This is a genomic window from Pseudomonas sp. SJZ078 (assembly GCF_007828255.1).
Lineage (GTDB): Bacteria > Pseudomonadota > Gammaproteobacteria > Pseudomonadales > Pseudomonadaceae > Aquipseudomonas.
On the sequence record NZ_VIUG01000013.1, the window covers coordinates 106267 to 126093 of the forward strand.

The window sequence follows — 19827 nt, forward strand, 5'->3', positions numbered from 1 at the left end:
GAGCAATGCCGGAGTGAGGGAACACCGAGCCTTGGCGAGGTGCCCAGTGGTGGGGCGAAGCCTTTTTTGCTTACTTTTTTTGGCGTCTGAAAAAAAGTGAGCCGCCGTAAGGGCGGAACCCTAAGCAGCCGTTACCGCAGCAACGGATATGTACAACAACACCCAGGCCGGGCTCATCTACCGGTAAACATACTTAAGAATATACGCATACAAATCGCTAACGACTGAATCCGGCACATGCTCAGCATTCGCCTGGGCTTTCTGCAATGCCAAGTGACACGCCTTAACCATTTCTTCACGGTCGCCAATAAGATGCAGGCGATTATTGACGATGCTCTCAAAAGTACTGGCATACACCACCTTGGGGCCAGTGATGATCAAAGAACCATTTGTATCCAGGGTATAGGTGCTTTGAGCGCGCAGGATCCGTTCTTTCAACTGACCGAATCCCCGCTCATACAGGAAAATCTGCGAGCCGCTGACCGCTTTGGCTGCCGTCTCGAAAGCGAGGATGGTTGCCTGGGCGTTACTCAGGCTCGTATTCAGCGCTGCCAGCGAGACAAACCTTTCCATTTCCTGGTTCTCCAGGCTTTTGAGTGCCCGCTTGATACTCGACAGGTGCGCAAATTCTTTCTTGCAGGCAATGATGTGAGTCTCGAACTGATACCCGGCGGCGGTCGCCGTCGGTGGAAATGCGGCAAAATCCAAGCTGTCGAACGCACATTCCATGATGATGTTGTACTTGTCGTTGAACGCCTTCTCGAAGATTTTCGCGCCGACTTCCCGGACAAACGTCTCCGTATGTTCATAGGCGTGCAGCACGCCATGTTTGATCATCTGCGAGTATTGCGGATGTTTTTCCCGGTACTCGGGCAGATACAGGCGTACGTAGTTGTCGTAGCGCTTGGAGGGCAGCAGGCTTTTTTCCAGCAGATAGGTCTTGCCCGAGCCCTGCGATCCGGCGGTAATCAACATCTTGGGAACCGTCTCGGTCGTGACGCCGTTCAATAGCGTGGCAATGATTTCATCGTACGCGGCAGTGACCTGCGCCGGGGTGTAGGTGTAGCTCTGTGCGTGTGACATTCCGGATTTCCTTATCGAGAATGGGGTTGAGGTAAATGCTTGCCCTTTGAATAAAGCGGTGTTTCCCGGTTTGTTCAAATGCGCGTTGGTTTCAAGTTATGTACCTGTTTTTAAAGGTAAAAATACCTACAAGAAAACTCCGAAAAGCCTACGTCCTCATGCATCTCACAATGACCCCGTCACGGACATATTTGTCATCCAACTGCCCTCAATCCGACCAGCAAGCTTTTCATGCCCCCTGGCAAAGCAGGCATAATGGCGGTCCTTCGCCGTCATGGCGTGTCTATCTTTCGGTCTGCCCTTGAACGAACGTCTATCCTCCAACGTCATCCGCCCCTCGGGTTGTCCGGGGTTGTTGCGTGTTGTCCAGGCGCTGGATGGCGGGATCTGTCGGATCAAGCTCGACGGCGGTGCCATCCGTGCGGATCAGGCCGAGGCCGTGGCGTCGGCGGCCGAGGGGTTCGCCGGTGGCGTGATCGAGGCGACCAACCGCGGCAACCTGCAGATCCGTGGCATTGGCCCCGGGCATGGGGCGTTGATCGAGCAATTGCTGGCCGCCGGGCTTGGCCCGCGCAAACCGGCCGGCGATGACGTGCGCAACCTGATGCTCAGCCCGTCGGCAGGTATCGACCGGCAGATGCGGGTCGATACCCGGCCATTGGCCGAGCAGATTCTGTTCACTTTGCAAACCCATGATCGCTTCCATGAGCTGTCGGCCAAGTTCGCCGTGCAATTGGATGGCGGCGAGGCCATGGCGATGCTTGAACACCCCCATGACCTGTGGCTGTCCGCTTTTTTCCAGCGAGGCGAACCCTGGCTGGCCTTCGGCCTGGCCGGCACCCCGCTGGATCAACCGGCCGGCAGCGTGCCGCTGGCCCAGGGGCATGCCCTGGTGGTGGCGGTGCTGGAGCTGTTTCTCGACCTGGCCCGTCCGGACCAGACCCGCATGCGTCATCTGCTGGCCGAAATCCCCCAGAGTGAACTGATTGCACAACTGGCCCACCGCATGCCGGTGCAATCTTGCCTCGATTGGCAGCGCAGCGCGGCCGGCGACGGGCTGCACCTTGGCATTCACCTCCAGCACGACGATCGGTTCTACGTCGGCGCTGCGGCGCCCCTTGGCCGGCTCGACGCCGGTATGCTACGAGGCGCGGCGCGACTGGCGCGGGAGAAGGGTGACGGCAGTCTGCGCTTCACGCCCTGGCAAAGCCTGTTGCTGCCCAACGTCAGCGGCAAAGATGCAAACGAGGTGCTGGCGCGGCTCGAAGGCCTGGGCCTGCTGTGCTCGGTCGACCAGCCGTTGGCGCAGCTTGTTGCCTGCACGGGCTCCAGCGGTTGCGGTAAAGCCCTGGCAGATACCAAAGCCGATGCCCGGCGGTTGGCTGGGCTGCTGCAGCATCAGGACGGCGCGCTGAAAGTCCATTTGTCCGGCTGCCCGCGTTCCTGTGCGGCGGCCCATATCGCGCCCGTCACCTTGCTGGCGGTCGCCCCCGGTCGTTACGACCTGTATTTTCGCGAGGCCACGCAGCCGGGTTTCGGCGCGTTGCAGGCGCACAATCTGACTATTGAAGCGGTCGGCCAATGGCTCGACGCTCGCCCCCGGAGTCCCACTTGATGCTTGATTACATCCGCGACGGTCAGGAGATCTATCGCAACTCCTTCGCGATCATTCGCGCCGAGGCCAACCTGGCGCGCATTCCGGCCGATCTGGAAAAACTCGCAGTACGGGTGATCCACGCCTGCGGCATGGTCGAGGCCGTCGACGGGCTGCAGTTTTCCCAGGGCGCGGGCACGGCCGGGCGCCAGGCGCTCGCCGCCGGTGCGCCGATCCTGTGTGATGCGCGAATGGTCAGCGAAGGCGTGACCCGTGCCCGCCTGCCGGCCAACAACCCGGTGATCTGCACCTTGCGCGACGAGAGCGTGCCGCAGTTGGCCCGTGAATTGGGCAACACCCGTTCGGCAGCGGCCCTGGAGTTGTGGCGTCCGCATCTGGAAGGCAGTGTCGTGGTGATCGGCAATGCGCCCACCGCGCTGTTCTACCTGCTGGAAATGCTCGACGCCGGCGCACCGAAACCCGCATTGATCCTGGGCTTTCCCGTGGGGTTCGTCGGCGCCGCCGAATCCAAGGCAATGTTGGCGGCCAACAGCCGTGGCGTGCCGTTCGTGATCATGCAAGGCCGACTCGGTGGCAGCGCCATGGCTGCGGCCGCCGTCAATGCCCTCGCTACGGAGATTGAATGATGCAGCAGCGTGGACGTCTGATCGGCCTCGGTGTGGGCCCCGGTGACCCGGAACTGATTACCCTCAAGGCCCTGCGCCTGTTGCGTGAGTCTCCTGTGGTGGCTTACTTCGTCGCCAAGGGCAAGAAAGGCAACGCCTTCGGGATCATCGAAATGCACCTGCAAGAGGCGCAAACGCTGATGCCGCTGGTCTACCCGGTCACCACTGAAGTGTTGCCGGCGCCGCTGTCCTATGAGCAGGTGATCGCCGACTTCTATGACACCGCCGCCGAACAGGTGGCCGTGCATCTGGATGCCGGTCGCGACGTGGCGGTGATCTGCGAGGGTGATCCGTTCTTCTACGGTTCCTACATGTACCTGCACGATCGTCTGGCCGAGCGCTACGACGCCGAAGTCATTCCCGGCGTCTGCTCGATGCTGGGCGGTGCCTCGGTGCTCGGCGCGCCGCTGGTGTATCGCAACCAGAGCCTGTCGGTGCTCTCCGGCGTGCTGCCCCATGACGAACTCAAACGCCGACTGGCCGATGCCGATGCGGCGGTGATCATGAAGCTGGGGCGCAATTTTCCCAAGGTCCGCCAGGTGCTCGGGGAACTGGGCCTGGATAGCCGGGCGTTGTACGTCGAACGGGCGACCATGGCCAATCAGAAAATCGTGCCGTTGGATGAGGTCGAACCGATGTCCTCGCCGTATTTTTCGTTGATCATCGTGCCGGGTGAACGGTGGCAGGGATGATCTCTAAGGCACCGGCAATCGTCATCCTCGGCCCGGGCAGCCTCGCAACGGCCCGGCGGATCCAGCAGTGCTATCCCGGCGCCTTGATCCACGGCCTGGCCGGGCGGGTCGAGGGCGCGGACCGTCAGTACCTGGAATTCGGCGCGACGTTGCGCGAGCTCTATCAGCAGGACACGCCCATCATCGCCCTGTGCGCGGCGGGCATCGTCATCCGTACCCTGGCGCCGCTGCTGCTGGAAAAAGGCGTGGAGCCCGCCGTGCTGGCAGTGGCCGAGGACGGCAGCGCCGTGGTGCCATTGCTCGGTGGCCTGGGCGGGGTCAACGTCATGGCCCGGGAAATAGCGAGCACCCTGCAAGTCGCCCCGGCGATCACCACCAGTGGCGAATTGCGTTTCGGCACCTGCCTGCTCAATCCACCGAGCGGCTACCGTCTCGACGATCTGGAGCAGGGCAAGCGCTTTGTTTCCGATCTGCTGGCCGGTGAGCCGGTGCGCATCGAAGGGGCCGCGCCCTGGCTGGATCAAGCGCACTTGCCCCAGGACCAACAGGCGCGCCTGGCCATCCGTATCGACAGCGCTGCTGGTGTGCCCGCAGTCGATGAATTACGTATCTATCCACGTAACGTCGTGGTGGCGCTGAACGCCGGGACGACGGACATAGCCGCCATTGGCGATGCCTTGACACAGGCTGGCCTCGCGGTGCAATCGCTGGCTTGCGTGTTGGCGGCGGACAGCGACATGACGCGTCCAGCATTGCACGAAGCCGCTGCGAGCCTGGGCGTGCCGCTGCGCTTTGCTTGCGCCGGCGGTGATATCGCACAGTGGTTGAGCGAGGCCCTCGGTCAGCCGGCCTCGATTCGGCGCATGGGCAGCCTGGCCATCGCGGTGGCCGAACAGCCCCTGGATCCGCACCGCATCGGCCGACCACGGGGGCGCCTGGCGGTGATCGGCCTGGGTCCGGGCGCGGCCGAGTTGATGGTGCCGGCGGTGCGTGCCGAACTCGACCGCGCCAACGACGTGCTGGGCTACGAAACCTATGTGCGCATGGCCGGGCCATTTCGGCCCGATCAGGTGCAGCACTGCACCGACAACCGCGAAGAGCTGCAACGCGCCCGCCACGCCTTCGAACTGGCCGCCCAGGGACGCTCCGTGGTGGTGGTGTCGTCCGGTGATCCGGGGGTGTTCGCCATGGCGGCTGCAGTGCTGGAAGCGCTGCATGAGTCGACTAACGCCCATTGGCACGCTGTCGACCTGCAGATCCTGCCGGGGGTCTCGGCTTCCCTGGCCACGGCCGCCCAGGCCGGTGCGCCGCTGGGCCATGACTTCTGCGTGTTGTCGCTGTCGGACAACCTCAAGCCCTGGTCGATCATCGAGAAGCGCCTGGACCTGGCGGCACAAGCGGATCTCGCGCTGGCTTTCTACAACCCCATCTCCCGTTCCAGGCCCTGGCAACTGGGGCGGGCGCTGGAGATCGTCGCCCAGCATCGAACCGCGCAGACGCCCGTGGTCCTGGGGCGTGACATTGGCCGTCCGGGCCAGACCCTGCGCGTCACGACGCTGGGGCAGTTGACCCCGGACCAGGTGGACATGCGCACCATGGTGCTAATCGGATCTTCGACCACCTGCGTGTTTCCCCGTGCCGACGGTGGCCAGTGGGTGTACACGCCGCGCTGGTATGGCAGCAAGCCGCTCTGACGCAACCCGGCAGCCCGTTCGGGCTGCCGTCGTTTCTCGAATCTACTAGCTATTTATTGGTTTGGTTATATTTAACCGGTCTATGACATCAAGTTGCGGGCGTGCTATGCCTGTAACATGAAGTTGGTTTTTTATTTGGAAATTTATTGGTTTGCTTATTGGTTGAGTTGCACCCAGGCGCTAGGTTACTTTCGTCCGCGCTTATAGAGAGCGTTGCATTCTTTAAAGTTTAAATGCCCAGGTGCTGGATGCACATGTGGGCTGCCGTCGCCTGAGAGTGGCTCCGGTATTCATATACGATAAATGGAAGTGTTGTTATGAGTGAAAGCAGGTCTTCATCGACGGATGGTTATGTCGATTTCAAGGGTGTACTGAAACAGAAGGATCTTGAACAGGCATTAGTGCCCTACAAGGGCGATGATCAATATGATGCGGTGCTCCGATATTACTCCGGCTGTATCGCCGTGCAGGATGCCTCGTACTTGTTGGAACCGCTGGGGCTACTCAAGCAGGCGCTGGCGGCATTGCAGGGCAGCCGTCGGCGCCGTGCAGCAGATGGTGGCTCCGCTGCTGTGGACCTGGCGCACATTCAAAACCAGGTGGAGAACTTTGAAACGCGTCTGCAAAACAGTCTTGAGCAGTTGAAAGTACCGGCCACGGAAGTGCCGAAAAAATTGCACTTTGCCTGGCTCGGCGGAGGTATTGGCGCTATTCAGCGTGACTACCTCAATATCTGGAAGCGCGTGATGAGCGCCGAGGCGCATCAACTTTATCTCTGGTATGACAGTGATGCGCTGTTGGCCTATGAAACCAACCGGATTATTGTCGAAGCCGCCAAGGCGGATGCCATGCTCAACGGTGGGGAGAACAGTACCCAAGCATCTGAGTTGGGTGATCGTTATGAAGAGCGTGTCATTGTTCTCAAACAACAGATGTATGCCCATATCAGGAAAGCGGTGGAAAACGGCGGCAGTGCCGATGACGCGAGGGTGGACTTGTTGGTTCGGGCCTATGGTCAGGACAAGGCGCGGCTCGAAACCCTGAAGGCCGATAACCGACGTAGCCTCCAGGCACTGGCCGAAGGGAATCTGGCCTTGCGTGATCTGGCCCGGGGTGAAGCGCTTCAACTGAAGGATATCTACCAGCGCGAGATCAGCCTGCGTGGCAATTTTGCCTCAGCCTCCGATGTGGTGCGCGCCGAAGCGTTGTTCACCGAAGGTGGCGGTTATTCCGACATCGACGGTCTGCCACCCTTGCTGGAAAAACTGGGCCCAGTGGACATTCGCGGTTTCAAGACCGACGCGCTCCTGGGCACGCTGCAGTTGCTGCTTGATCGCAACCCCGAATGGATGCCAGGCCGGCAGGCGTTGCGTAGCAAGTACATGGACTACCTGGAGCAGATTCCATTGGAAAGCCGTGAGGCACTCAAGGCCTTTGCGGACAGCAAACCCGAGTTGAATCGGGTTTTTCGCACGCCGGTGGAACGCCTGGCTCGTCCCAACGAGCTGCGTGCCCTTGTCGTACGGAACTCGCTGAGCAATGCATTTCTGATGGCCCACCCGGGGTCGGCGATGCTCAAGGCCGTGCTCGATCGTTTCAGGCTCAACTATGAAATCGTCGATGCCACCGCTTGCCTGGCCGATGAGCAGAACATTGCTTTTATCGATGTCGACGCCATGGCCGATGTTGCAAAACAGGCGGCGAGCCAGGTATTTGGTGCTTTGCGTGAGTTGCCGCCGGAAGTGGAAATGACCACGTCTTTGCTGATTCAGGCCGCCGCTACCTACTACAGCGATGGAGTCCGCCCCCAGAGCGAAGTGACGATCTACCTGACCGGACCTGGCGCCATGCTCGAGGGCATGGCGGCTTACCTGAAGACGCATTTCACGCCCCGAACGGCTGAGCGGTGGCGAGCGGAAGCCGCGATCCCGGCGGTTGGCTCCGTTAACCTGGCCACCGAGGAAGAGCAGGACCACTCCTGGAAAGAAAACGAAAGCGACACCGCGCAATGGCTCGTCAACGAACAACAACGCTGGAAGGAAGGCCGTTTCGCCGCCCGTTATGCCGGTGACATGGCTGAGCTGCTCAAGTACCGCTCGCTCCAGTTCGATGAAGGCTGGCCGGTGCTGGAAGGCCGTCATGTGCTATCCACCGAGCTGCTGCAGCATCTGGCCGATGAGCTGGGTGATACCTTCATGGCAATGATGAATCGCAGTCATACCGGCTTGGTGATTTTCGACAAGGCGATTGCCTTGAGTTTTACCCAGCGCCAGTCGATCCGCGAGCAGAGCGTGAAGTTGTTGCCCCCCGTCTCCTTGAGCGATGCACAGACCCAGCGCTTGTCTGTCGTGGAATTGTTGAGCCGTCTGGCCAAGGGCAGTTTCGAAGTGGCTCAACTGAGTCCGCTGCAACGCTTGCTGGTGGGGGCGTTGATTGGCGCGCAGGCGCTGGATAATCGCAGCTTCGAGGCGGCTCGCCCACAATTGGACAACCTGGCCAACAACCTCGACGAGCGCGGCATCGCGGGCAACTACGCGACGATCGAACGCGTGCTGTTCAAGCTTCAGGCACCGACTTTTCAGGCCGGGCTGGCCGACCCGGGCGGTGAGCCGCCCGGGCATTCCGAAACCGCCCTGGAATTGAAGAGGAAGGCGCTGGAGCAGCCGCTGACATTGCGTCAGTGGGGGCGGCACGTCGCCCGGATCCAGCAGGTGGCGAAGCTTGAGTATCGCGTTCGGATCACCGAGCGCCTGGCGACTGTCCTGGACGGCCTGGAAGCCGACACGATCAAGCTTGTTCCTCAGGACTTGCTGCTTCAGGGTGAAGGTGAGAGGGTCGGCGGGCGTTGCTATCCCCTGGCCCTGGTCATGGCGGCGGCCATGGCGAAGGGGAAGGCGGCGGTCAACACCCTGCGCGAGCGCTTCTACCTGGGGGCCATAGAACCCGAGGCAAGTGATTGCGTGACATTCCTGCAAGGTGTGGAAGCGCTGCGCGAAGTGCAACTCAGTGACGTCGGCAACGCATTGGGGCGCTCGGACCTGAAACGTGTGGTGGAGACGCTGCAAGCCAGGACGACCACCGGCACGTTGATGCTCAATTCCGACAATCACGCCATGCTGGTGGCCAGAACCTTCGACGGCGAGCGCAGCACCTATCACTTCTACGATCCGAATTTCGGCGTCTTCGAGTTCGAGCATGCCACTCGATTCAGGCAGGCGCTGGAGCGGTTTTTTATCCAGCAGCAAATGGCTGTTCATTACGCGGCGTACGGGGATGCGGCTCGTCCGACGTTCGAGCTGATCGAACTGGACGGTGAGCGGGTGTCGAAAACCTTATTGCCCGGTTCGATCCGGGTCTCGGAGCTGCTGCAGCCGGGTGCCTTGCCCGGACATTCGCAACCCCCTGTCAGGCAGCGGTTGGCCAGTGCCCGCGGGCAATCGCTCATGGACAATCCTCGGCTCGGCAGCAGCCTGTTGGCGCTGGATGGTCACTGGTGGGGACAGCGGATTGCGGAGGTCACCACCCAACTTCGGCAGCAGAACCGACTGGCGCCGCAACTTGTGCCGCTGTTCGAAACCCTGGAAATCACCTCGGACGGGTCGTATCGGATCAACCTGATCGATCCGAAAGACCCCGGGCAGCTGGTACGGGTCACCTCCGACGATCACCGACTCCTGCGGATCAAGAACTACCTGTCAGAGCGTTTTCTGACCTTGGCCAACAAACCTTTGGTCCCGAGCGAGCCTGTCGAAGTGGGCAGCGTCCACACCCTCAATGCCGGCTTCAGCATACAGGCGCTGATGTCCGCGTTGGCCGAGCGGGAAGGGCCGGACCGTCCTTTGTCCCTGGCGGTACGGCTGCATGTCTATGTCAATTACGCACAACTGGCGCATGGCAATGTGGTCGATGTAGCGGGCTTGGTAGGCCTGGTCCGGCAGGCGTTGGCGGAAGAGAAATTGATTGCTCGCACTGTTGCGCCTGTGGTCAAGGCGGCGGTGGGATCCAGCGTGAGCGAGGCGACCGGAGGCCTGCTGCAACTGGCGAATGTCGGATTCGATATCTACCAGTTGTCTACTGCATCCAGTGAGATCGAACGCACCCGGTTCGGCACTCAACTGGCCTTCGATTCGGCCGGGCTGGTGTTGTCGGCGGGAGCGCTCACGGTCGGCGTCACCACTGCAGGAGCGTTTCTTGGCGGGGCTTCCGTGATCCTGGGCGGCTTGGCGGTCGGGGTGACGGCCGTGGCCCAAGGGTTCGCCGCCATCGCCGAAGAGGCCAAGCAGGTCGGGCTGTTCTTCGACGAACTGACCAAGGCCCATCTCCAGGCCTATCGGTTTGACGCTCGCAGCGCCGCCTGGTTGCCACATCCCTCACTGATCGTCGACACGTTGGATCTGGGCCGCGGCGAACTGGCGCTGGGCAGCCCGAGGTTATATCCGTTGCGGGATCATTTCGGTGTGCCGACGTTCGATGACGATTATGACCAGGCGATCGATATCCGCCGGGAACTGCGCTTGTCCGATCGAGTCAAGTTCACCCCGTCCGCCGGCCAGGCCATCGTACTGCCTTGCGTGCCGAGAACCTGTTACCGCTATGAGTACAAGGCGTTGCCATTCGCGGGCTTGCGCCATGACCCCGGATTCGACACGGCACGGCGGCTGGAGAAAAAGAAGGCGGATGGCGGATGGCTGTTCCTGTTTTCGTTCTATTCGTTTCCGAGCGACTACATCCTGTACCGCATGCTCCCGGACTATCGGCCAACCGTGATCGATGTATTGCTCGATGAGACCGAGCGTTCGCTGTTGGTGCCGGTGCTCCCAACGGCGTGGCACGGAAAAATCAGCTACCGGATCCAAGGCGCGGGCAAGCGCTGCGCAGTGGGACTCAACCCCGGCGTGAGCCTCACATTCGAGTCGTTGAACCGACAGCGGTCGGGTTGGGTGCTGGATGCACCTTGGGCCAATGAAGGCGACATCCGGATCGAGCGCCATGCGAAACTGTTCGTGGGTGCTGTCCAGGTGAGCTTCACGGGAACGGGCCTTCATGACGTGCTGCTGCGGATCGCTGGCAATCAAGTGTTCCAGGTCGAGCTGGGCGAGCGCAAACTCACGCTCATCGAGCAGGGCGTGCCTGCGGGCATGGATCGACAGGCGTTGCAATCTCACCTCAAATACCTGGCGCAAGGTCACCGCCTGGTGATGCCCTACACGCCGCTCCATCGCTACCTGGTTCCTTTCGAAAAGCCCGACGAGCCCCGTCACGTCACGGCGTGGTATGACGCGAAGGAGGACCGTTTCCTGTACATCCGTAACGAGATCCCCGGTACCGATGACGCGCTTTTGGGGGCGGTGGCAGGCGACAGCGCCTATTTCTATGACCCGCAGGGCCTGATCCTCTGGCAGGCCGACGCGACCACCGGGCTGTTGAGCCATCGTTATTGGCTACGCAGTGCAAGGGATGCGGCGACGACCATCAGCCGGGTCGAAGCGGACGCTCAAGGAGTGGTCCATGTCGAGCAGCGAATCACCCGCGCCGACCAGACCCGCGATGTGCTGGTCTATGTGATCCATGACGGGCAATTGCTGTTGAGTTCGGTGACCCGGGAAGCGGGACCGGCACTGGAATCGGTGTTCAGTGCCAGCGAAACACTGGCCGACTGGACCCAGGTTCTGGGCAGCGGTTACCCCTTCACACCGTATGTCGACAATGAGGCGGCTTACGTCACCGTCAATTGGCAGCCAGCCGCTTTCGTGTCGGTCTGCTGGAAAATCGATGCGCAGTGGTGGGACATGGCGTGGGTCCGTCACAGTGACCAATTGATCATCCGCCCCGCGCCGAAACCCAACCACCTGCGTGGCTGGCCGGACTCGATCAAGAACATGACGGACCTGACCTTGCTTACGCCCAAGGATGGCAGCGATGTGTTCATCGTATACGACAGGCTCAGAAAGGAGTTGTGCCGTCGGCGACGCACCTTGGTGGCGGGCGAGTGGCAATGGTCGAGCAAGTGGAAGCAGTACGAGAAGCTGGAAAATATCATCGTCGTTGGCGATGGCTATCTGGTGCTGACGTCCGACGGGCTGTTCTACACCCTCACGGACCAGGGTGAGCTGAGCCTGGGAGGCATGAACGAGCCATGGTTCAAGAGTCGGGCACATTGGTGGTCTGCATTGGAGCCACTGGCCCGACGAAGCTCCACCGAATGTCTGGCCCTTGTCGGACTGACGAACTATAGCGGTGACGCGAAGTTGTGTGCCTGGTACATCGACAACAGGCTGTTGTTGGCTGAGCCGGGGTATGGGAAGGAAATGCGCCTGCTGAGCGTCACGCCGGATGGCGAGGCGGCCTGGCTATTCGATGTGTCCCAGGGTGAGGTTTATCGTCAGGCGTTCATCGATCCGCAGCAGCTTGAGTCGATCTTTGGACAGGGCACGCAAGTGTTGCAGGCTGACGCGTTACCCAAGGCGCAGCGTGAATGGGCACCCTGGCGATTTGTCGAGGTAACGGTCGAAGGTACCGGACTGCGTGGCGTGACGCCCGAAGGCGTGGTGGTTTCGCTGCGCAATCGTGAGCCAGCGTTGCTCACGGGCGTGACTCAAGAATGGGTCGTTGCCCAGGGTGACCGGACGCAGGAGAGGCTCGAGCAATTGGCGGACCAGCCGTTTCGTAGCGCGTTGCTGAGCGTGGAGGATCCCGATGACCTGCAATGGTTCGTCACTGAGCGCAAACGCTTGATTCGAGTATCCAGGACCAAGATCCCAAGGGCCTTCGATTTACTGGGAACCCAGCGGCAGGACAACGTACTGCTTTATGAACACAGCGATGGCAAGTTGTTGAGCTACCCAGCTATGGAAGAGGCGGGGCCCCTCGGCTACGTCCAACGTGATGGCGAGGTATTGGTCATCGGCGGGGAAAAGATGAAGATCGATGATCTGCTGCCGGACGATGTCACGACCTTGGTTCTGCGCATGGGGCAGGGGGGCGCGAGTTACCGGCTGACGAAGGAGGCCTGGCTGAGGCTCGAATCGGTCGTTCTCGACTGCCGACCTCCCCTGGATGGTGTGTCTGCCGAAGGCAAGTTGATCTGGGAACTGTCTGACCCGGACAGACTGTTGCTGAGCATTGTCGATGAGCACTTGGTGATCATCGATCCTGACAGCGGGCACAGTGTGATTATTCGTGAAGTGTACGCCCGCGATATCAACTTGCGGGGTGAAGTGGTGCTCAGTTTCGAGGACCATCGACGCTATGCCGTTTCCAAGTTGATACAGCGCCTGGACGCCCAGCCGAACCCGCGCAATAGCATCACGCTGAAGGCGTTGCTGAGCGTCTCGAAGGCGCTGGAAAATAATGCAGTGAATTAATCAGGCCAGCCAATAAGCGGGGCCAGGTTGTTGATGCTCACGGGGCGATTCTTCTCAGATTGAATCGCCGCGTGAGGTGTTCATCCAACTTCTTTTTAATCAGGGCTCTTTTACTGTTCAGAAGGCTCCTGTCCAGTTTGAAGAATGCCTGTTGCTGAATGATTTTTGCCGAGCGTTTTTCCCAGTCCCAGAATAGGAAGTTGTGTTTTTTTATATCCACGCTCAGCTCCAGCTTGTAGAGGGCAAGATGGACGTTGTTCCGTGAGTCGTAGCGGGCTGGGATGATTTGAAACGTTTCGCCTTGCCGGGTTTCCCTGTCGAAGGACAGCGTTGCCGGCTGGTCGGCTTTCAAGGCATCGAGGGTATCGATCATGGCGTTCGCCTGCCGGGAGTCCTTCATGGCGTGGGCGCTCTGAACCAGGAAGTCTGCCACCGAACCCGAGACAAGGTGCTGGGTGCGGGTAAAGATGGTGTCGTCATACAGCGACCAGCCGAGGAAATTCATGGTGCGAACATACTCTTCGAACCAGTTTTTAGAGTCGGTGTAGCGGTTATGGCCAAGGTCGGCTGATCGAGTGGCAATGCTATTGCAGTCCGCGATGTCGTTGTGATCCTGCAGGGAAAGCATCTCGATATAGGAAAGCAGGTTAGGGCCCGTGACCAGGCCGGTCAGTGATTGATCGTTCATGGGGAATCTCCATCAAAGTTGTCTTTTATAAATACAACGATGGTCGGCGTATTCAAGTGAGTGCCTGCACTGATTTAAATCCGAATGTTTGCTGGCACGGGAAAGCAGAAAAACTACATACGCTGTAATGGGCCGAAAGTTGCGGTTTGCCTGAAGGGTAAATTAGATTGTTGTTTGTCCGCAGGAGCGGTCATTACATAACCAAGGAAGTTATATGGAACAGTTTGAAAGTGCAGTAAGTATTGAGCAGAGTATTGAACTGATCGGCGCACGCATCAACAGGCGCAAGGCACTGGTCTCTGCCGGCCGGCGTGTGCGTCGAGCAGCAGCGTTGCAGGACAGCCCGACCAAGGACCTGGACGCGCTGATGTTGGGTAACGCGCTGGTTGGCTACGGCGCCAACATGTCGCTCACCAACATGGCGATCATGGAGAACCTGATGACCATGGCCATCATGGAGGCCAATTTCGAAGTGCCGGGCGGCAAGAACACCCTGGCGTGGTATGACGCGTTCATCCGATGCCTGCATGACCTCGGCTGTTTCGTTGCCGATGATGGCTATACCCGCTACTCCGAGAGTTCCCAGCGCGTGGACATGGACTTCGTGATCAGCGATATCGTCAAGGGGATCATCGATGGGGTGAAGGCCAGTGTCCCGGCAGCGTCGGTGCTCGGTACCGTGGTGAATACCACGATCGACGGGCTGAAGCAGGATAAGCAAACCCTCAATCTGTACAACAGCCAGGTCAAGACCCCCGAGGGTGCTCGCCTCTCTGTCATTCCCTGCGAGCAGTTGGCCAACGGTATCCTGATCGCCTCGTCCGCCTCGATCAGGCAGACCGGAACGTCGAATAACGGCGGTGTGCTTTTCGTGAACTGGCAATCGTCGGCGCGGGAAATCTTTCGCGGTAAATCCTTCGTAACGTTCAACCCGGCTCGTTACGAGGAGTTCAGGTCGGACATCGAGGAGTACCTGGGCGAACATCGCAGGGAAGTGCTGCGAAAACGATTCAACCGCCGCAAGCAAGGCTGACGGGCAGGGGGCTATGGCGCCAGGTAGCCTTTTACGCCGGTGAAGATGATCTGTGCTGCCAATGCACAGACGAATAACCCCATCAGGCGGCTGACGATTTGCAAGCCCTGGTCACCCAGAATCCGTTCGATACGGCTGGACAGGTAGAGCACGACGCCGACGGTGAAGCTGGCCAGGGCGATGCTGATGATGGCCATGAGTTTGTCGTCCCAGTGCGGCTGACTCACGCCCATCACCAGCAGCGCGCCGATGGTACCGGGGCCGACGGTCAACGGAATGGTCAGCGGGACGATGGTCACGTCCTGCTGGACACTGTCGGTCTGTACCGCCGACTTGCCTTGGGCCATGCCCAGCGCCGAAATGAACAGCACGCTGCCGGCGCCGATACGGAACGCATCCACGGTGATGCCGAATACACTGAAAATCACCCGCCCGAACAAATACAGCAAGACGCTGGAGACCAGCGTCGCGATGGCGACCTTCCAGGCCAGGCGTCGCTGCTCCTTGCGCGAATAGCCGCGGGTCAGGCCGATAAAACACGACAAAACGAAGAAGGGGCTGTAGAGCACCAGCATCTTCAGGTAAACGCTGAACAGCACATGGAGCATGGTCGGGGCTCAGGGCGGAAGAAGAGGACGGAAGTCTATCAGGCAGAGTGACGTCTGTCGGCTCAGGACGTTTGCGCCGTGCGGTTCTGTTGTTCGCGTTGCGCCACCCAATGCTCGATCAGCTCGCGCAGTTGCGACAACTCCACCGGTTTGGCCATGTGGCCGTCCATCCCGGCCTGACGGGCCCGCTCCTTGTGCTCGGCCAGGATGTGGGCGGTGAGCGCTACGATGGGCGTACGGGTCCGCTGGTTGCCCATTTCCCAGGCTCGCAGCTGCTGGGTGGCGGAAAACCCATCGAGAATGGGCATTTCACAATCCATCAGGACCAGGTCGTAACGCCGTTCCTTCATGGCCTTGAGGGCTTCCTCGCCGTTACTGGCGGTGTCGGGTTGCAGGTTGAGCTTGCCGAGCATGCCGCGGATGACCTTGGTGGAAATGCTGTTGTCTTCAGCCACCAGGATGCGGAAGTCACTGGGAACTTTCACCGGTGCGGCGGGACCGGCATTCAATGGAATATTGGGGGCATGGCCTCTGTTGCGCTGGTTCAGTTCGTCCGCGAGGGTGGTCTTGAGGGTATAGCCGGCCACCGGTTTGGCGAGGATGCGCTTGACGCCGCTGTTGCGCGCCACGATCTTGCTCGGTGCATTACTGATGCCGGTGAGCATGATCAACAGGATGTCGTGGTTCAGGCTCGGGTCTTCCTTGATCTTGGCCGCCAGTTGCATGCCGGTCATGCCGGGCATGTTCTGGTCCAGCAGCACCACGTCGAAATAATCCCGCAGGTGAGCCTTGGTGCGTAGCAGCGCCAGGGCTTCCTTGCCCGATGGCACCGCGCTGACATTCAAGCCCCAGGCGCTGCATTGTTGCACCAGCACCTTGCGACAGGTCTCGTTGTCGTCGACCACCAGTACCCGGGCGCCTTGCAGCGGACTGTCGAGATCGGAGGTCGGATGCTCCAGGCGATCCGGGTCCAGCGGCAGGGTCAGCCACAAGGTGCTGCCCTGGTTGCTTCCGCTCTTGATGCCGAACTCGCCGTGCATCAGCATGATCAATTGGCGGGCGATGACCAGGCCCAGGTTGCCGCCCAGGCGTGTGGCCGACAGGAAATTCTTGCTGTGCAGTTCCGCGTGCATGAGCGTGTCGCGCTCTTCGGCGTCCATGGGCAATCCGCTGTCCTGCACGGCGATGCGCAGGCGCGGTTCGCTGCTGCGCTCGTCGAGGGCGACGACGATCAGTACCTCGCCCTCGTCGGTCTTTTTCAAGGCGTTTTCCAGCAGGCTCAGTAACGCTTGGCGCAGCCTCGTCGGATCACCGCTGATCACCCTTGGTACCTGAGGCTGGATGAAGCTGATCAGTTCGACATTCTGCTGCTCGGCCTTGGCGCGGAAGATGCTCAGGCAATCCTCGATCAACGCATTGAGATCGAACTGCACATCGTCCAGTTCGATCTGGCCGGATTCGAGCCGGGAAATGTCGAGGATCTCATTGATCAGCGTCAGCAACTCGTTGCCGGCGCTGTGGATGGTCTGCACATAGTCGCGCTGCTTGACCGACAGCGGCGTGCCCAGCAGCAGTTCGGTCATGCCCAGCACGCCGTTCATCGGAGTACGGATCTCATGGCTGATCTTGGCCAGGAATTCCGCCTTGGCGTTGATCTCGGCATTGCTCGCGGCGAGGTCGCGACTGATGCTGAAACGGCTCTCGTTGATAGAGCGCTGGCGTTCGCCCAAGGCGACACTCATCAACAGGCCGCTGATGCAGATGAATACCAGCAATGTGACAATCAGGCCTTGGGGAGCGACCTCCGTGAGGCCTTGCAGGGCCGGCAGGATGATCAGCGTGCCCAGGTTGAAAACCACCATGGCCGCGACAAACAGCCGTGCCGGGCGATACCCCTTCTGCCAGTGCCAGGCGCTGACGAACAGCATGCTCAGGCCGGCCAGGGCCACCAGCGCATAGGTCATGATATTGAGCGGCAAGGTGTTGACGAACAACAGCAACAGACTGCACAGCATGATGAAGACGATGTCCCCCAGCAGCAGTCGGTTCAGCGGATGCGGTCCCAGGGGCGCAAAGAAACGGTAGGCGAACATCAGGCCGCAAGGCGCGGTCAGCAACAGGGCCAGGTAGGCGCCCGGTGTCTGCACCGCCGGCCAGTCGGGCAGCCAGCCCCCCGCCAGGTTCAGCAACAGGGCCAGGCTCAGCATCAGCAGCCCCTCGCAAGCCGCCAGCCACAGGCAACTGCGTGAGCGGGTGTAGGCGTAGCGGGTGAGGTTGTGCAGGATCAGCATGGCGATGCAGCCGAACAGCAAGCCATAGATCAGGGTCTGGTTCTGATCCGCCGCCGCCATGATTGCCGGCTGCAGGGTGATGTACGGGCGCAGTTCGTGCCGGGATGCCAAGCGCAGGTAGACGTCCAGCGGTTTGTCGCTGCGGGGCAGGGCCAGCATGAAATCGCTGCTCGGCACCGAATGTTCGCTGCGGGGCAGGGCATTGCCGGTGACCTGCTGGTCGACCAGGGCCTCGCCGTCCAGCACATAGAGGTTCAGGCGCGACAGGTCGGGCGCGAAGATGCGCAGGATCTGTTCATGCTTGTCGGGAGCCAGTCGGAAGCGCAGCCACAGTGCTCCATCGGGCTCGGCGGCCTGGAGACGGTCGAGGTCGATGGGGCTGAATTGATTGGTGTAACGGGCGGAACGGATGTCGCTCAGCTTCAGGTCGCCCTGTTCGTCGAGCAATACCGCCCAGCCACTGCCTGGCGCGGCTTGGGCCGGGAGCATGAGCAGCGTCAGCAGGGTGACGATAAAGCCTATGGCGATCCTGAGCCAGCGCACGGCGAAATCCCTTCGTAGGTTGATGCCAGATTATAACTATGCGCGGCGCCCTGACAGACAGGCAAGGGCCACGAAGCCCTGCCTGGCTGAAAGGCCGGGTTATTGCAGATTTTCGCCACGCTCGCGGGCAATGGCACGATAGCCGATGTCCTTACGGTAGAAGCAACCTGCCCAATCGATCTCGGCCGCAAGCTTGTAGGCCTGCTGCTGGGCGGCGTCGACACTGGTGCCCATGGCGGTAGCGCACAATACGCGACCGCCGGCGGTGACGACCTGGCCATCCTTCAGCGCGGTCCCGGCGTGGAATACCATGCCTTCCAGCTGGGCTGCGGCTTCCAGGCCATGGATCGCGCTGCCCTTGGCGTAGTCGCCCGGATAGCCGCCGGCTGCCAGGACGACACCCACGCTCGGGCGCGGGTCCCACTGGGCTTCGACCTTGTCCAGCGCCTGAGCCAGTGCGGCTTCGACCAGCAGTACCAGGCTCGATTGCAGGCGCAGCATCACCGGCTGGGTCTCAGGATCGCCGAAACGGCAGTTGAATTCGATGACTTTTGGGTTACCAGCCTTGTCGATCATCAGACCAGCATAGAGGAAACCCGTGTAGACGTTGCCTTCCTCGGCCATCCCGCGCACGGTCGGCCAGATCACCTGGTCCATGACGCGCTGGTGCACCTCGGCCGTGACGACCGGAGCCGGGGAATAGGCGCCCATGCCGCCGGTGTTCGGGCCACTGTCGCCGTCGCCGACGCGCTTGTGGTCCTGGCTGGTGGCCATTGGCAGGACGTTCTTGCCGTCGACCATGACGATGAAGCTGGCTTCCTCGCCGTCGAGGAACTCTTCGATCACCACCCGGGAACCGGCGTCACCGAAGGCATTGCCAGCGAGCATGTCGCGCACGGCGTCTTCGGCCTCGGCCAGGGTCATGGCCACGATCACGCCTTTACCGGCGGCCAGGCCATCGGCCTTGATCACGATCGGAGCGCCTTTCTCCCGCAGGTAGGCCAGGGCCGGCTCGATTTCGGTGAAGTTCTGGTAGTCAGCGGTCGGAATCTTGTGCCGGGCCAGGAAATCCTTGGTGAAGGCTTTGGAGCCTTCCAGCTGTGCGGCACCGGCGGTCGGACCAAAGCAGTCCAGGCCACGGGAGCGGAACAGGTCGACGACGCCGGCGACCAGCGGCACTTCCGGGCCGACGATGGTCAGCGAGACGTTCTTTTCGGCGAAATCGGCCAGTTTATCCAGGGCCAGCACGTCGATCGCGACGTTCTCGCACTTGGCTTCGATGGCAGTACCGGCATTGCCCGGCGCCACGAAGACCTTCTGCACACGCGGATCCTGGGCCACTTTCCAGGCCAGGGCATGTTCACGGCCGCCGCTGCCAATGATCAAAACATTCAAAGAAAGACTCCTTCGGAGAAGCTGCAAGCTACAAGCTGCAAGTAAGAGCGAATACGTGTGACTCTTGTTTGCAGCTCTTGGCTTTGAATTAGTAAGGCTGCACCGGTAAAAAGATCGACATCTGCCTGCTCTTTTCTTGCCGCTTGCAGCTTGAGG

General features: G+C 60.7%; 11 protein-coding genes. 6 read left to right on the forward strand and 5 right to left on the reverse strand.

All coding sequences use genetic code 11. The annotated features are described in order from the left end of the window. Positions 1-177: 177 nt before the first annotated feature. Positions 178-1083, reverse strand: coding sequence for a zeta toxin family protein (locus tag FBY02_RS14150; protein ID WP_144928532.1), 906 nt, complete (start codon positions 1081-1083; stop codon positions 178-180). A 301-nt stretch (positions 1084-1384) separates the two neighbouring features. Between FBY02_RS14150 and cobG the strand changes: the two genes are divergently transcribed. The 5 genes from cobG to FBY02_RS14175 all read left to right on the forward strand — a co-directional run bounded on the left by cobG (position 1385) and on the right by FBY02_RS14175 (position 13113). Then, positions 1385-2698, forward strand: a complete 1314-nt coding sequence (gene cobG, locus FBY02_RS14155) for a precorrin-3B synthase (protein ID WP_306085251.1) — start codon at positions 1385-1387, stop codon at positions 2696-2698. Further along, the gene (locus tag FBY02_RS14160) at positions 2698-3324 is read left to right on the forward strand and encodes a precorrin-8X methylmutase (RefSeq protein ID WP_144928536.1); all 627 of its coding nucleotides are present in this window, start codon (positions 2698-2700) and stop codon (positions 3322-3324) included. Before cobG ends, FBY02_RS14160 begins: the two co-directional genes overlap by 1 nt. Continuing rightward, entirely contained in the window at positions 3324-4055 is a 732-nt protein-coding gene (locus FBY02_RS14165) for a precorrin-2 C(20)-methyltransferase (RefSeq protein WP_144928571.1), read from the forward strand. The genes FBY02_RS14160 and FBY02_RS14165 overlap by 1 nt, the downstream gene beginning before the upstream one ends. Continuing rightward, entirely contained in the window at positions 4052-5749 is a 1698-nt protein-coding gene (cobJ, locus tag FBY02_RS14170; RefSeq protein ID WP_144928538.1) for a precorrin-3B C(17)-methyltransferase, read from the forward strand. Before FBY02_RS14165 ends, cobJ begins: the two co-directional genes overlap by 4 nt. Before the next feature lie 317 nt (positions 5750-6066). Continuing rightward, a complete protein-coding gene (locus tag FBY02_RS14175; protein ID WP_144928541.1) occupies positions 6067-13113 on the forward strand; it encodes a TcdA/TcdB pore-forming domain-containing protein in 7047 nt (2348 codons plus the stop codon). Positions 13114-13150: 37 nt separating this feature from the next. Here FBY02_RS14175 and FBY02_RS14180 read toward each other — a convergent pair whose 3' ends face one another. After that, a complete protein-coding gene (locus tag FBY02_RS14180; RefSeq protein WP_144928543.1) occupies positions 13151-13801 on the reverse strand; it encodes a hypothetical protein in 651 nt (216 codons plus the stop codon). Positions 13802-14015: 214 nt separating this feature from the next. Here FBY02_RS14180 and FBY02_RS14185 point away from each other — a divergent pair, with 214 nt between their 5' ends. Further along, positions 14016-14834: a hypothetical protein gene (locus FBY02_RS14185; protein WP_144928545.1), complete on the forward strand. Its 819-nt coding sequence runs from the start codon at positions 14016-14018 to the stop codon at positions 14832-14834. Between the two features lie 11 nt (positions 14835-14845). On the opposite strand, the gene FBY02_RS14190 is transcribed toward FBY02_RS14185, so the two are convergent. The 3 genes from FBY02_RS14190 to purD all read right to left on the reverse strand — a co-directional run bounded on the left by FBY02_RS14190 (position 14846) and on the right by purD (position 19671). Beyond that, complete coding sequence (locus tag FBY02_RS14190; RefSeq protein WP_041023824.1) at positions 14846-15442, reverse strand: MarC family protein; 597 nt, start codon at positions 15440-15442, stop codon at positions 14846-14848. 62 nt (positions 15443-15504) lie between these two features. Beyond that, on the reverse strand, positions 15505-18276 hold the full coding sequence (locus tag FBY02_RS14195) for a hybrid sensor histidine kinase/response regulator (RefSeq protein WP_144928547.1): 2772 nt from the start codon (positions 18274-18276) through the stop codon (positions 15505-15507). 99 nt (positions 18277-18375) lie between these two features. After that, on the reverse strand, positions 18376-19671 hold the full coding sequence (gene purD / locus FBY02_RS14200) for a phosphoribosylamine--glycine ligase (RefSeq protein WP_144928549.1): 1296 nt from the start codon (positions 19669-19671) through the stop codon (positions 18376-18378). Between the last annotated feature and the right edge of the window lie 156 nt (positions 19672-19827).

Excerpts from the sequence above, each read along its gene's own strand:
- FBY02_RS14180 (WP_144928543.1), bottom strand. The coding sequence starts at position 13,801 with ATGAACGATCAATCACTGACCGGCCTGGTCACGGGCCCTAACCTGCTT.
- FBY02_RS14175 (WP_144928541.1), top strand. The coding sequence starts at position 6,067 with ATGAGTGAAAGCAGGTCTTCATCGACGGATGGTTATGTCGATTTCAAG.
- FBY02_RS14190 (WP_041023824.1), bottom strand. The coding sequence starts at position 15,442 with ATGCTCCATGTGCTGTTCAGCGTTTACCTGAAGATGCTGGTGCTCTAC.
- FBY02_RS14185 (WP_144928545.1), top strand. The coding sequence starts at position 14,016 with ATGGAACAGTTTGAAAGTGCAGTAAGTATTGAGCAGAGTATTGAACTG.
- FBY02_RS14165 (WP_144928571.1), top strand. The coding sequence starts at position 3,324 with ATGCAGCAGCGTGGACGTCTGATCGGCCTCGGTGTGGGCCCCGGTGAC.
- FBY02_RS14150 (WP_144928532.1), bottom strand. The coding sequence starts at position 1,083 with ATGTCACACGCACAGAGCTACACCTACACCCCGGCGCAGGTCACTGCC.
- FBY02_RS14160 (WP_144928536.1), top strand. The coding sequence starts at position 2,698 with ATGCTTGATTACATCCGCGACGGTCAGGAGATCTATCGCAACTCCTTC.
- cobJ (WP_144928538.1), top strand. The coding sequence starts at position 4,052 with ATGATCTCTAAGGCACCGGCAATCGTCATCCTCGGCCCGGGCAGCCTC.